Annotated in this window: 19 protein-coding genes; 2 read left to right on the top strand and 17 right to left on the bottom strand. The window is 45.4% G+C overall.

The window, feature by feature from the left end:
* Window positions 1-138 precede the first annotated feature (138 nt).
* Window positions 139-1,077: a DMT family transporter gene (locus tag BLS15_RS23575; protein ID WP_021255100.1), complete on the bottom strand. Its 939-nt coding sequence runs from the start codon at window positions 1,075-1,077 to the stop codon at window positions 139-141.
* Between the two features lie 136 nt (window positions 1,078-1,213).
* On the opposite strand from BLS15_RS23575, the gene BLS15_RS23570 reads away from it, so the two are divergent.
* Window positions 1,214-2,575, top strand: a complete 1,362-nt coding sequence (locus tag BLS15_RS23570) for an aminotransferase-like domain-containing protein (protein ID WP_090514023.1) — start codon at window positions 1,214-1,216, stop codon at window positions 2,573-2,575.
* 104 nt (window positions 2,576-2,679) lie between these two features.
* Here the strand turns inward: BLS15_RS23570 and BLS15_RS23565 are convergent, their stop codons facing one another.
* The 16 genes from BLS15_RS23565 to BLS15_RS23490 all read right to left on the bottom strand — a co-directional run bounded on the left by BLS15_RS23565 (window position 2,680) and on the right by BLS15_RS23490 (window position 12,958).
* Window positions 2,680-3,099: a VOC family protein gene (locus BLS15_RS23565; RefSeq protein ID WP_021255102.1), complete on the bottom strand. Its 420-nt coding sequence runs from the start codon at window positions 3,097-3,099 to the stop codon at window positions 2,680-2,682.
* 246 nt (window positions 3,100-3,345) lie between these two features.
* Window positions 3,346-3,891 carry an NUDIX hydrolase gene (locus BLS15_RS23560; RefSeq protein WP_090514020.1) on the bottom strand — a complete coding sequence of 182 codons (546 nt, stop codon included), beginning with the start codon at window positions 3,889-3,891 and terminating at the stop codon, window positions 3,346-3,348.
* 203 nt (window positions 3,892-4,094) lie between these two features.
* A complete protein-coding gene (locus BLS15_RS23555; RefSeq protein WP_021255104.1) occupies window positions 4,095-4,613 on the bottom strand; it encodes a DUF6886 family protein in 519 nt (172 codons plus the stop codon).
* Between the two features lie 47 nt (window positions 4,614-4,660).
* Window positions 4,661-5,305 (bottom strand): HAD family hydrolase, encoded by a 645-nt coding sequence (locus BLS15_RS23550; RefSeq protein ID WP_021255105.1) that lies wholly within the window; start codon window positions 5,303-5,305, stop codon window positions 4,661-4,663.
* Window positions 5,306-5,359: 54 nt separating this feature from the next.
* A complete protein-coding gene (locus tag BLS15_RS23545) occupies window positions 5,360-5,899 on the bottom strand; it encodes a hypothetical protein (RefSeq protein ID WP_090514017.1) in 540 nt (179 codons plus the stop codon).
* Window positions 5,900-5,933: 34 nt separating this feature from the next.
* The gene (locus BLS15_RS23540; RefSeq protein ID WP_090514014.1) at window positions 5,934-6,389 is read right to left on the bottom strand and encodes an NUDIX hydrolase; all 456 of its coding nucleotides are present in this window, start codon (window positions 6,387-6,389) and stop codon (window positions 5,934-5,936) included.
* Window positions 6,390-6,550: 161 nt separating this feature from the next.
* Entirely contained in the window at window positions 6,551-7,105 is a 555-nt protein-coding gene (locus BLS15_RS23535; RefSeq protein WP_021255108.1) for a GNAT family N-acetyltransferase, read from the bottom strand.
* Window positions 7,106-7,149: 44 nt separating this feature from the next.
* On the bottom strand, window positions 7,150-7,422 hold the full coding sequence (locus BLS15_RS23530) for a GNAT family N-acetyltransferase (RefSeq protein WP_021255109.1): 273 nt from the start codon (window positions 7,420-7,422) through the stop codon (window positions 7,150-7,152).
* 42 nt (window positions 7,423-7,464) lie between these two features.
* On the bottom strand, window positions 7,465-8,487 hold the full coding sequence (locus BLS15_RS23525; protein WP_090514012.1) for an alpha/beta fold hydrolase: 1,023 nt from the start codon (window positions 8,485-8,487) through the stop codon (window positions 7,465-7,467).
* Between the two features lie 205 nt (window positions 8,488-8,692).
* Complete coding sequence (locus tag BLS15_RS23520; protein ID WP_028531552.1) at window positions 8,693-8,896, bottom strand: DUF4177 domain-containing protein; 204 nt, start codon at window positions 8,894-8,896, stop codon at window positions 8,693-8,695.
* A gap of 57 nt (window positions 8,897-8,953) precedes the next feature.
* Window positions 8,954-9,532 carry a GNAT family N-acetyltransferase gene (locus BLS15_RS23515; RefSeq protein WP_090514009.1) on the bottom strand — a complete coding sequence of 193 codons (579 nt, stop codon included), beginning with the start codon at window positions 9,530-9,532 and terminating at the stop codon, window positions 8,954-8,956.
* 108 nt (window positions 9,533-9,640) lie between these two features.
* Window positions 9,641-10,102: a DinB family protein gene (locus BLS15_RS23510; protein WP_090514006.1), complete on the bottom strand. Its 462-nt coding sequence runs from the start codon at window positions 10,100-10,102 to the stop codon at window positions 9,641-9,643.
* Between the two features lie 37 nt (window positions 10,103-10,139).
* Window positions 10,140-10,340 (bottom strand): DUF6199 family natural product biosynthesis protein, encoded by a 201-nt coding sequence (locus tag BLS15_RS23505; RefSeq protein WP_021255115.1) that lies wholly within the window; start codon window positions 10,338-10,340, stop codon window positions 10,140-10,142.
* A 44-nt stretch (window positions 10,341-10,384) separates the two neighbouring features.
* Window positions 10,385-11,023 carry a histidine phosphatase family protein gene (locus tag BLS15_RS23500; RefSeq protein ID WP_090514003.1) on the bottom strand — a complete coding sequence of 213 codons (639 nt, stop codon included), beginning with the start codon at window positions 11,021-11,023 and terminating at the stop codon, window positions 10,385-10,387.
* A gap of 182 nt (window positions 11,024-11,205) precedes the next feature.
* Entirely contained in the window at window positions 11,206-11,679 is a 474-nt protein-coding gene (locus tag BLS15_RS23495) for an Rrf2 family transcriptional regulator (protein WP_021255117.1), read from the bottom strand.
* A 160-nt stretch (window positions 11,680-11,839) separates the two neighbouring features.
* Window positions 11,840-12,958 (bottom strand): M24 family metallopeptidase, encoded by a 1,119-nt coding sequence (locus BLS15_RS23490; RefSeq protein WP_175460826.1) that lies wholly within the window; start codon window positions 12,956-12,958, stop codon window positions 11,840-11,842.
* A 150-nt stretch (window positions 12,959-13,108) separates the two neighbouring features.
* On the opposite strand from BLS15_RS23490, the gene BLS15_RS23485 reads away from it, so the two are divergent.
* On the top strand, window positions 13,109-13,882 hold the full coding sequence (locus BLS15_RS23485) for a threonine/serine exporter family protein (RefSeq protein WP_090514000.1): 774 nt from the start codon (window positions 13,109-13,111) through the stop codon (window positions 13,880-13,882).
* Window positions 13,883-13,902 lie beyond the last annotated feature (20 nt).

The raw sequence follows: 13,902 nt of genomic DNA, 5'->3' as shown, positions 1-13,902 counted from the left end.
TTTGATAGCCATAAAAAATGCACCCCCTATAATAGATTCATCGGACGTAACACGAAGGGTGTTTATCCAATGTCTACTATAAGGGGTGCACTTCACGGTGCTTTTGGCTTTTCTTACACACTTCACAAATTCACTATCTCACGCCTGCTTCTTCATGTTGCTGGTACGTTGACGTTGACGAAGCGGGATATTGACGCCCAACACGCCGATTATAATGAGCACGGCTCCAACGATATGATAGTATTGCAAGCTTTCGTTCAAGATCATGACACCTGCTCCCATCGTCACAACCGTCCCTAATTGCGTAAATACGCTTACCTTCACTGCCTCTAGCTTCGATAATGCATAGTTCGTCAAGTATGCGGTCATCAGAGAAGACAACACGCCCAAGTAGAGAATGGAGACTACGAACATCGGATCGAACAGCGGCTGCATCACTTTCCATGTCGTTCCTTGGGCAATATGCTGGAAGATCGCCATCGCATTAAAGAGCACGAATCCGAAGCAGGTCATAATAAAGGTTACATCCATCACTCCATATTTGCGTGTTCTCTTGCGTGCCGCAACGTTGTATCCCGCTAAGGAGAGAACAGACAGGAAGACAAGCAAGATACCTAATAAACTTGTATTTCCAACGTTAACGCCTTTCATCGCAAAGATATAAATAAGTCCTGAGACCGACAGAAGTAGACCAAATTTTTGCTGCCATGTGGAATGTTCCTTCAACCAATATGATGCGAATATCATCGTGAATATCGGTACAGCCGCCTGAATAATCCCGGCTTCCGAAGCAGATACGGTGACGAGACCGAATGTTTGAAAGGCAAAAAACAATCCGGGATAGAGAACCGCCAGCGGGATAATCGTCGCAACATCCTTCCATCGCAGGTTCAGCTTTACCCTTCCGAACAGAATCAAGATCATGATAGTCACAAAGGATGCCGTAAATCGATAGGCAAGCATGTCTAGCGAGTTTACGCTTTGCAGCGCTATTTTTACAAAAACAAAGGAAAATCCAATAATCAGTGTATTTAGGATAGCGGCGATATACGCTTTTTTTACAGCTGAATGATTCATGATCGATTCCTCTCTTCCTTGCTTGCAAGCAATTGATTACTGAAGGCCCTACAACCATGTTAATTGCTGCAGCACTATGCTACAATCAAGAAAATTAGCATCTGTACCGGTACAGATTCGAGGTGAATGGAGATCGATGTATAAATTCGAGCAGGTCATTCAGAATTTGGAGCGCAATTTGAAGAAGCACACCTTGAACGACGGGGATAAACTTCCGTCCATTCGCGAGCTTGCCATTCAATATGGGGTCAACAAGAGCACGATCATTCGGGCCCTGCATGATTTGGAAGAAAGACATCTCATCTATTCGGTGGCGAAGAGCGGCTATTACGTTGTTCGGGCACGAAATCAAGCAGATTTCAAGAAGCAGGAAATTATCGATTTTGTCTCCGCCGCGCCTGACCCTGGCGTGTTCCCATACTTGGATTTCCAGCACTGTATCAACAAAGCGATCGATACCTACAAAAATGACCTATTCATCTATGGGACCTCTCAAGGGCTGCCATCTCTACTTGCACTCATGCAGCGGCATCTCGCCAATTATCAGGTGTTTACACAGCTGTCCAACATCTTCATTGTATCAGGGGTGCAGCAAGCCCTCTCCATACTTTGTACCATGCCTTTTCCGAACCAAAAAAGGATGATTCTTATTGAACAGCCTTGTTATCATTTGCTGGTCGAACATCTGCAAACGCATCAACTTCCTGTAATGGGCATTCGCCGAACGGAGCAAGGCATCGATATGGACGAACTAGAACGAATATTCATTACGGAGGACATTAAGTTTTTTTATACGATACCCAGATTCCATAATCCGCTTGGCTCTTCCTACCGTACCGAAGAAAGGAAGCGAATCGCTGCCCTCGCACGCAAATACGACGTCTATATCGTCGAGGATGATTATTTGGCCGATTTGGAACACAATCCGAAGTCCGATCCACTATATGCGTACGATCAATCTGGGCATGTCATTTACTTGAAGAGCTACTCGAAGATTATTTTTCCAGGGCTCCGCATTGGGGTGGCTGTGATTCCAGATGCACTAATCCAGACGTTCAATCGGTATAAACGAACACAGGATATTGACAGTTCCATGCTATCGCAGGGAGCGCTCGAAATCTACTTGAAGAGCGGCATGTTCGAGCATCATCGCGAGAAAATACGCACCTCGTATGCTAGAAGGTCACAGCTCATGCAGGCAGTATTGCGTGATATCTCCCTTCAGCAGCATGAACATTTCGCAATCCCAAGCGCTTCATCCCATCTAACGGTGCATACCCATCTGGAGCTGCATGACAGACTGCCTGTGCAGCGGCTTATTTCGGATGCACAAAAGAAATCGATTCATCTCGAATCGATCGACAAGCATTACTTAGCTTCGTTCCCGGCAAGCAATTTGTTGAAAATCAATGTGACGAATGTGCCTGAGGATCGCATCGAGCTTGGGCTGCGTCAGCTCATAGAGATAGTGAGCACTATTCAGTTCAACAAAGGATAGCCTGAACCAAGATCCCCTACGAAGCGAAAAAGAGCGGCTCTCCTTAAGGTCAATTACTGACCATTAAAGATCCCGCTCCTCTTCCTTTCTCATGCAAATGCAAATTATGTATTCGCCAGATTCAATTGCCACGATACACCGAACTTGTCCTGTACCCAAGCAAATTTGGCGCTCCAAGACGAGGCTTCAAGCGGCATCAGCACTTGTCCTTCCTCAGACAGCTCCCGAAATACTCGATCGATTTCTTCTTCCGAATCGCATGTCACGAATAAGGATATAGCCGGCGTGAACTCATGGCGATGCTGCTTGTCCAAGTTATCAATGCACATGAACACCTGTCCTTTCAACGAGAACACGGCGTGCAGCACCTTATCCTTATCGCCTTCGTCCAGATTAGGCATTGCATCTCCATGTCGTACAAGGCTTATCACCTCAGAAGGTTGAAATACGGAAGTATAGCGCTTGATTGCCTCTTCTGCATTGCCGAAAAACATGAGAAACGGATTGATATTTGATGCGTTCACGCAAGTTCATCTCCTTTAGCATTTATCCCCTTCTACTAATATTCTCGACTGCTGTCATACACATACCAAGAATCATGAACGGCATCTTTTAAAAAAACTCGACTGCATGGAACAAGTTCGTAAGACAGATTCTTAAGATAAAAAAATAGCCAATGACACCCTAAATGCAGTGCCCTTTGGCTTTATAATCTCGTAACGCCCCAGCGTTTAGCAGTTAGGTATTAACGATCACATTTCAATTATTGATTATGAGGAATGGACCATAACAGCATATTTCTGCAAATACGCCTCCCGCTGTACCTCATCCCGTTCCAACGTGGAATCTATCTGTGTTGCAGTAATGTCCAGCAGCTTCCCTTTTTCAAATATGCAGTGATAATCGTAGCAGTACATATCGCTTCTCATGCCTTGAAGAACTTGGGGCATATTAGAGGCGACTCCTTGATTATGAACATCCATAATCCAATCTACTCGTTTCCAATCCAAGATGCCCTCGTCTGTCTTAATCGGCGTATTGTATGTAAAGCTCTTCTCCACACTTGCTGCGTACAAATACATGCCGCCAAACCTCGTCCCATCCACCATCCAACTGACGATGCCCTTGAATGTCAATCCCGTGGGCGTTATTCCCGTTTCTTCCATCAATTCACGTTCCATCGATTCACGAGGAGACTCCCCTGCTTCCAGCTTGCCGCCGATGCCATTCCAGCACCCCATCCAGCTCGGTTTCTCCCGATTAAGCAGCAGTACCTCGTTCCCGCGTTGAATATAACAGATATTGTAGATTAGCATATGATGTCTCTCCTGATGTTTCATAATGACTTTAGTTATCGTACCAAAAATAAAGCTAATTAGCGACAGTGGCACGCCATAAAGGACTAGCAGTACCCCCGTTAGTAAATAAGCCTCTTCCTCAGAGACAACCCCTCCAAGAGGTTGATGATCGAGTTCTCCCTACTTGAAATGACTGATGTCTCAGTGCCACATCCTGCACTTTATTCAGCTGCTAATGGCTTGGCATGATGAAATCGAATAATCGAAAAAGCATCAATCGTAGATCCGAGCACTGCGTCGCAAATAGGGTGCAGGTTCGGAGTAAATCGCAATTCTACACCGGCTTGTACGATGTGCTGAATGAGATCGGTCATCGGCTCGATCTGAATGGGCTTCACCGTTTGTTCCGAAATATAGTATCCAGCATTCGCATCTAGTAACTGAAAAGTAGAATCTTCAAATGTATATTTATAGATCGTTGTATTGCTTATCTGCTCGAGCCAGTCATTCTCAACCACTATTATTTTGTTTGCCACTGTGTGACCAAAGAATCTCGCTTCATCTTCCGTACTCATCATGTCCGATTTTGCATAAATGACCCTTGGACAATCTCGGGGCAAATAATAGTGAACCGCATTCTCCTCATTTATCGCCCATACTGCCGGCGGAATATGCGATTGTTTTGCTGGACGCGGTATAAATGTGGAAATGGTTGAATCTTCACTAAAATGGTATAGCATCGCTGATCTCCTTCACATATTCTTGTTGTCTTCGTATGAATATAAATCTATAAATATAATTTGAGATCCAACAGATCTTGAATCATCGCATTCGCCTCTGCAGGTATCTCATAATACTTGTCTTCCTTCCAGATTGCAGTCATTCCAATTGCACGGCTTGCCCTCACGTCATTGTCCGGATGATCGCCGACGTAAATCGCTTCTTCTGCTCGAACAGACAGTTTATACAATGCACGATGGAAGATAGCTGGATCTGGCTTGCGTAGCCCTTCCCACTCGGAAATCAAGATACAGTCAAAATAGGCTTCAATGCCAAGACCCTGCACATTCGCATACTGAAATTGACCATATCCATTCGATAGCAACCCAAGCTTCAAGCCTTGCTGCTTGATGAGGTCCAGTACCTCCAGCAAATTCGGAAAGCCTATGCAGTGTCGGTGGAAATTCGTGATATAATCCTCAAGTAATTCCTCCCACGACATGTCCAACCCACATTCCTGAATCATCTGCTGGTAAACTGCATCCTTCCATACATAACCCCGGCAATCCAGCTCGACAAATCGATTCACGAAGGCCTGCTTATCGATCTTCTGCAAGCCTCTGAATCTCACATATTGATCCTCAAGAAAAGATAGCAATGAGCTCTCTCGATCCAATAGCGTACCATCCAAATCGAAGATAACAGCCTTCACACCGACACCTCCCGACCAGTATACCTTTTATTGTAAACAACAACTATCACTCACTCATGAGAATGTGGTATGATTGTTCACTTCCAACTCGATTAGTTCAACATGCTCCTCACCATAACTATCTGACCAACGCAATTTGACATAACTGCCAGCGAAGTCATCGTTCGTCATGGTCCGCTCGAACTCCGTAGGCTCGCTTTGAGTGGAGCCCAAGTGATCCAATTCCGATAATAGTTGCACACTGCCGTTCGTAGCTAGCATTCCACTCGTAAGAACTCCCTCTTCGCGTTCCCCATGCTTCTCGTAATATTCAATATAGAACGATGAGGAATCCTTAATATCCTTGGTGTCACCCAAGTAAGTCAATGACGCAGATCCTCTTCGTATCGAATTCGATGTTCGCATCACCTGATAATGACGAAGCTTCCAGTGCTCTGACTGCCCTCTTAACTCGAACACATCCAACGCAGGCTGCACAACTGTCTCATTTCCTTTCTCTTTCTCTTTCTCTGTCATAAGGCATCCTATCGTGATCAAGTTTGTAATAAGCAAGATAAGCGCTATCCCCCATGCTGCTTTAGAATGACGCATCATGCTCAACCTCCTTGCTTTCGATTGTCATCTTCAATTACCACTTCTGAATATATCCCGCCTTGCGCAAATACTTCTCATTGAATGGATTCAACTCTGGAATCGGTTCATCAAGAGCGAAATACTTCACTTCCAAACCCTCATGATCATTCACGACAGGTGTTCCCGTTACATCCAAAGCTTCATACACAGCAATTACATTATAGACTTCATCACCGTGCGGGTATTGGAAGTACATATCCGATCCAGACAACAGTGTAACAAATTTCATTCCTCCTGCACGAAGTCCCGTTTCCTCATAAAGCTCGCGATGCGCCGCTTCCTCCATCGATTCCCCTAATTCCATTGCGCCGCCTATCGTTCCCCAATCCAGAGTATCCGCCCGCTTTTGAAGCAATAAGTGGCCTGCTTCATTAAATACGAGTACACAGGCACCTACTAAAAGCAATGGCTTCATACCTACAACTTTCCGCAATTCCGATATATATCCCATGTCTTTCATATCTCCTTTATGAACGCTGTGTTGTTAGGCAGAATGCTGAATATGAATATTTATCCCAAAATTAGGCATAATCATTATCCTAAAAACAGGAACCGATGTACATACAAAAAAAAGCCATGCTTCCTTCGTTAAGATAAGCTGGCTGTTCTGGTCTACTTTGCATTTATGTAGTAGATGAGATGATCTGTCCACGCGTCATTTTCATATATAAATCCTTTTCGAATACACTCAAACTTCATTCCAACCCCTTCTGCACATTTGATTGAAGGAGTATTATCAAGGTTAATATGCGCCTCAATGCGATGATAATTAAGTTTATCAAACGCAAAAGTAATTGCTGCAGCTACAGCCTCTTTTCCATAACCCCTTCTCCAATATTGATTATGAATCATATAACCTAATCTGGCCCATTGAAAATCATCCCGCAATAGCGTGGAAAAGTCGATGGCCCCTACATGGGCGTTGTCTTCTTTTCGAAAGATGCCGAAAAAATATAGTTTATCTTCGACAGCCAATCTTTGATGATTGTCTATCTCGAGTTGAAACCATTCTTCGGTGTATCTGCTCATCTCAACGGTGCCTTCATCATATTTGTGCTGTGAAGGCATCCTATTTTCATATCCAGCTAGCCATGCGAAGTAGTCTTCTCCCTCAAGCGGTCTAATCACAAGCCGTTCAGACTGTATACGGTAAGAGCACTTGTTCAACCAAACACCTCACCTTCAACTGAGATTTATTATGATAAAGATCGCTATTTCTCCACGCCATACAGATAAAGATGCATATCTCCGATCTGATATGGCTTGACGAATTCTTTTATAACAGCCATCCCTAGATCCCATAATCCAAAGCTATACTCTTGATAGCGCGCGTTCTGCCGATCTAACCATGCTTGTACATCAGCATCCTCAAACTTGCGATCATAGGCATACATGACCTCTTCATCCTGCAGAATCTCGCATAAATCTGGATAATCTGCCTGGTTCATCTGCCGCAATTGCAGCCGCTCTGTTACTAGTATCATCTCTGCCTCCCCTTAATGCTTCATTAGGATACAATAACGAACCTACGCCCTTATTGCGATTTCGATCAGTTCCTGTTCAATACGACGAGCATCATCAAGATGGAACATATGAGCGGATTTATCCATCCAGATCAACCGTTTGCCAGCAGGGGCCTCCAACTTCGCGCAAAACGTTTCTACAAACTGCCCATACACATGAACATCATGTCTGCCGTGTATAAATGTAACTGGTATATCAAGCCTTGTTAATTTGTGTTCCAGTTGAATTTCGGCAAATTCCTCGACCATGCGCTGCGTATAAGTCGTTCGGAATCCATTAATCGTGTTTATCACATCTCGCAACGTATAATCTGGTGAGCGGAGCAACATGCTTATAGCAGCCTTCATTCCTGGGGATTTTGTATCCTCATCCTCATACACCATGGAGTTGAATCTGCCCATCCATTTGCGAAGCGTACCCCACTGCTCCACACTATCCACATATGGGGGATCACCACATCGAAGCAGTTCGTCTCGTGCTTTTTTCATACCTCTTGCATCCGCCTGCTGCAGTGTCCATTCCAAACAGAGCTTGTCGTTTTCAGCCCAATTTATTATCTGTGAAATACCAATATACGCATGAATTTGCTCCGGAATTTCGGCTGCCAGAAGCAGCCCAATGATCGATCCCCAAGAATGGCCAACAAGCGTGACCTTTTCACAACGATAGGTGTTCCTTACATAATGAATGAGTTCCTGTGCATCGTCTACAAATTGCTGCACATGAAATGATGCCCGAGGCGTACCGCTGGAGTAGGTTTTGCCTGAACCACGCTGATCCCACATAACGAGTGTATAATGTTCCATAAGTTGCTTGGTCGTAGTAGCGATAACGTAATCCCTTCCACGAGAAGATACACCTGGCAACGGCAGACCAGGACCACCATGAAGCATAAGCAGGATAGGAAGACCTTCTCTTATCGATTGAACCAATATGTATTGTTCGATTCCACCGATCTGAACCTTCTCAATCTTATTGATGCCAGTATGAGGAATGTTGAACTCTCGTTTAGCTAACCATTTCATAGAGCTCCCCCTTGCAATCAGTGCGTTCCACGCAAACGGTACCAATAGCGATATGCCTCTTTGTACTGAAGCTTCTGATAGAGATGCAAGGCAGGCGCATTGTACTGTACGATGAGAATATAGTTGCGAGATGCCCCTAAGCCCAGTCGCGGTTTTATGAGAATCCAGGACTGGGCCAACTTTCATCAAATTCCTTATATGTACCTTACAAATAGACTTTGCGCTTGAATACAGCAATGATATCTCTGGACTGACCATGGGTGGTGCTCGTGTCGAAGCAGGACACTAACTCCCATCCTTCGTAGCCGGCTTCATTCAGCATTTGCTCGAAGCCATCTTCATCGACCTTGCCGCCCAGAAATCCTCCTGTCTTATATTTGATCGTACGATATTCCCACTTCGTATCCAACTTATCATCTCCTACGATAGCCAAAATAACTGTTCTCGTAAATTATATCACGATACTTTAGACAGATGATGACGCTCCTGCTGAAACGCCATGTCTCCCCCGAAATTCTCGCGCTAGTATACTCATCATAATAGAGTCGTGATATTCATGATTGTAGTACAGTGCTTCTCTCTGAATCCCCTCTTGTACAAACCCAATCTTCTCGTAGGCTCGGACTGCCCTTGCATTGTATGAAAATACAACCAATTCAATTCGATTGAGGTTCAGCATACCGAAGCCGTAATCCAACATAAGAATCATTGCTTCCGAACCGTACCCTTGCCCGCAGTCCTCTTCAGCGAATATCGCGATACGAATATGACCGCTCCGATTCGATGGATCCATATCCATAATCGCAATTTCTCCAATCGGCCGATCATCCTCCTGCAGCGCGATAACGAACTGTGCCCGTTCACGGTCAGATGCAATTGTATCCAAATAGTTTCGCAGCACTTCTCTGGAAAACAACTTTTTCGTACCCGTCAATCGGTTAGACTCCTGTTGGAGTAATGCCTCATAGTACCAATCTATGTCGTCACCAGTAAATGGACGTAAGTATATTCTTTTTCCTGCTATCCCTTTGCGTGAATTGCTCATTTTACGTCACCCTCTTCAATATATTTGGAAAAGAAAAATAGTTATGTAGCCGTGTTCTTTGCTTTTCGAACTTCCAGTTCATTTTCGACCCTTTGCCGTAGCGCCTTTTCATTCAGCCCTTGCTGCACAAATTGAAACCGCGTGCCGCTGTACACGGTCTATGACTTGCCCAGAATGATAGGCTGTATGTTCAACGAGATGATAGAGGTCATACATAGAAGAATGATTCTTGGAATGAGATTGATCGATCGCCACACCTAAAGCCTCAAAGGATTCGGTTACCCGGGCAATCAACTCCAGCTTGCTCATAGGCTCATTCGGAAAATGCGTTTCGATGCCCTGATTGAAGCGGGTATCAGGGTTCGAGAGCCGCTTCGTATTGCGGTCGACGTGCGCGATGATATGCAGCACAATGCTGCCAATACAATTTTCACCCTCTGACTCCTGATCCCACAGCATTTCAGGTGAAGTGCATTGAAGACATGACAACAGCTTTACTTGATAGTGGGAAACCAGTCGATGTTTGGATATCAACAGAAACTCATCTAACTGTCCATCATTCACTTGCACCTATCTCCGCCCCCATTTCCAGCTTCGAAAGCGCCACTCAGACAATCATCCTGTAGATAAATAATCCTAGGCCTACGGCCATAATGATAGCCCCGCCGATCTTGGTAAGCATGATGTAGTCATCACTGGGCCCGGAGTCTTCATCTACGGCCCACCCATGCTTCATCTCCCATCCGAACTTAGGAAAGAAGAAGCTGACAGCTCCTGCAATAATAACAACAGCGAGGAAAACAGTCATAAGCAGCACGTCCTCCGCTTCACTTATTTGCCTTCATTTCGACCTTACTCTTGGAAAGAAGCCTGATAGTGACTTGTATCTCCATGCTGAACAATTACAGCTTGTGGTTCACCAACAATAATCTCTACCTGACTGAGACTAGTTGGCTGAATGTTTGGCGGCTCCCAGAGTTGATCTGGAAGTCTGTGCTCAAAGTAAGCCATCAGCGTCTTCACGACAACCGTATGTGTCACGATCAGAATCGACTTGCCTTCGTTGTCCGCAATCATAGACTGTACATACGGCAGCACTCGATGACGAAGCTCTTCGAATGTCTCTCCGTTCACGCCCTTATATTCGGTCGGCTCATACCAAAATGCCTCGAACTGATCTGGATAGGCTCGCTGCAATTCATCTGCAAGCTGTCCTTCCCAGTCTCCCATATGAATTTCCTTCAACGCATCCGTACTAATAATCGGGATATCACGCTCCCCGCGAATGAGCCGTGCCGTCATATCCGTTCTGCCGCTGCTGCTGGCATAGATGCAATCAATCGCTGTATCCTTCATCGCTTCACCCAACCATTGTGCCTGCCTAACCCCAAGCGCCGTCAACGGGGAGTCCATATGCCCCTGCATGCGCCGCTCCACATTCCATTCGGTTTGGCCGTGGCGGACAATATATAATGTCGTCTTCTTGCTCATCGCTATCACTCCTATTCGCGAGCCGTTACTCGTTCGAAATCATTTCTGCACATACAACACAACCCGATCTGAGATACGGATGATCCTGGATCGGGCTTATCACGAGTAAATGCTGTTCCATTATTATACATACGAATTTCAATATTAGAAGTTACAAAATCGAGTATTATCCGATAACCACGCTATGCCCTACGATATGCATTCCAATCGAATTGCTGCAAGTCTTCTACTTGGAACGTTTCTCTTAGCAGTACGCCCAGCGAATAATGGCCTAATTCCTCTCGATAACGCTGTTCCGCATTGGTGAAGGCTTGGGTCATTATTGTCTCACCGATCGCAACAGCACGCTGATCCGAAAAGATCTGATGAACCAAATTCGTCGTTTTCAAAAATGGCTTGGTGCCCTCTATCGCCTCAAACACATCGAGCAGCCGAATGTCATCCGCATCCTTCGCGAGTTGAAACCCACCGTTCTTTCCCGAGGTCGATGTAATCAGTTTTTTCACGACCAGCATTCTCATAATCTTTTTCAAAAAAGACGGCGACACATCCAGTCGATCGCTGATCGTATCGCTCGTGACTGCATCTCCATGATGCTGAGTAGCCAGCATCACCAAAATGCAAATCGCCTGCTCTACCCCACTTTTTATTTGCATCCTTATCTCCTTCTACTTGCTGTTTCCGAAATATAATTGCACCAGCCATGTGCGTCTCTACTTCCATTATAGATATTTTCCAATCCGACACAAATAAAAAAGAGCATGGATACCTGCTGTGTACCCATGCTTTGCATTCCTCTATCCGAAATTATCAATGTTAGAATATAAGTTCATCCAATTCGATCGGAGCCCGCGTCAGCAATTCATAACCATCCTTCGTTATGAGAACCGTATCAGAATGCCGGAAGCCTCCAACGCCTTCCACATAGATCCCCGGTTCAATCGAAATCACCATATTTTCTGTAAGCACCTCATCGCTGCCTTCCGCCACAAATGGCGCCTCATGATTACTTAACCCAATTCCATGCCCCGTTCGATGCAGCAAATTGCCGATAAGTCCATATTGCGCCAAGTAATTCCGCGCCGCCAAATCAACTTCCTTCGCGTTTACGCCCGACTTCAATACGCTCAGCGCCGCTTTGCGGGCATTCATCATATGTTGGAACAACTCCGTTTCTTCTTTCGTCGGATTTCCTAAGAAGAAGGTGCGCTCGCATTCCGAGGCATACCCATTAATTCGGTAATAGGTCATCGCCACATTCGGGCCATCCCCAACCTTTTTGTATATGTCTGGAACCCCGTGCGGCATGGCACTTTCAGGAGCAGGCCACACGACGGCTAACAGGTTCGTGTTAAGCGGATCCAATTGTTTTGTTTTAATCAACTCTACCTGCGGAATTTGTGCCAGGGCGGACATTTCCAGTACCATCGTTTCTCTCGACGCCTTCTTGAAAATGTCGAGCATCGTACGATCCGCTATATTTGCACAAAAGCGAATGCGCTCCATTTCGTAATCGCTCTTGATCTGCCGTGCGGCTGCGACGAAGTGACATAGCTCTACATGGCTCCCTTGAATGCGGACATAATGCTCAGCCGGAATGTTTGCCTCTACACCAATGTGCTGGAATTTATGTAATACACTGCTTAGCCGTTCAAACCAATTCTCACCGGCAGGTGATGGATAATCCCAATAAGACACAGTATCTGTGTCCAATATCCCTTTTTGGACATGTGCCTCTTCCAATTTGGGCACGACCAAGGTTGGCTTGCTATCAAGTGAAATGACAATAAAAAATGGCCGTTCTTCGGGACTGTACGTAATATTCGTGTAGTACCAAATATCCTCCTGTGACGATACGACATATGCATCATAGCCCTTCACTTCCATCTTTGCTTTCAATTTGGCAATACGCGTTTCCAACTCCTGCTTCAACATACCGATACCACCCTTCCGCATGATGTAATAAAAATTTCGATTTATTCATCTACTTTTTTTATCTATTATGGATTATAATTATCCATAAATAGTTTTGCAACTGCTCTTTTCATTCAGTAGCGATCTATAAAGAAAGGTGGCTCCCCATACATGAATATCGGCACGTTGGCGCGTGATAAGGATTACCTATTGGAGGCAGTGCTCTTTGCAGGAAAGTTGCTTCTGGAGAACGGAGCGGAAACAAGCCGGGTTGAGGATACGATGGAGCGGATGATTCACCACGCCATCGGAGATTCCCGTCCAGCTAGCGATTACACCTACGTAACCGTCAATGGCATTTTCGTGAAGCTGAATTCGGGCGGCTCTCAATTTCAGAGAATCGATAAGCGGCAGTATGACTTGAATAAAATATTCGGCATCAATCAGATATCTCGGGATTTTGCTGCTGGCCGCGTTAGTCTTCAAGACATGCGGCATCGTCTATTCGCAATTGATAAGGATGTGTGCAAGCTGAAGCTGTGGCACAAGTTCATATGCACAGCCTGCTTGAGTGGGAGCATCATTCTCCTATTTGGAGGATCATTCGTGGATGTGCCAGCAGCCATATTCGCAGGCCTCGTTGCCTATTTCATGCATTCATGGCTGACACGAGCATTACATGCGCCCTTCCTGCCTGAATACGGCGCCGCCTTGCTTGGCGGCGTGGCAGGCTACATAGGTTTTACTTATAGAGGGGTGCATCTTGATCTCATCATGATGGGGGCAGTAGCTCCGCTCGTACCGTGCATCGCTATCACGAACGCGATTCGCGATATGATGGCCAGACATTATATTTCTGGCATGATCGTGGCAATCGAAGCGTTGTTTACCGCTAGCGCGCTTGGCGCCGGCATTGCAAGTGCATCTTATCTATTTCTTCGGTAAATAGACAAAGAAAGAAGGGG

Origin of the sequence: Paenibacillus sp. cl6col, from assembly GCF_900102125.1 — a bacterium.
Taxonomy (GTDB): domain Bacteria; phylum Bacillota; class Bacilli; order Paenibacillales; family Paenibacillaceae; genus Paenibacillus_B; species Paenibacillus_B suaedae.
The sequence above is the reverse complement of the archived record's forward strand: the minus strand, read 5'-3'. Positions and strand labels throughout refer to the sequence as shown.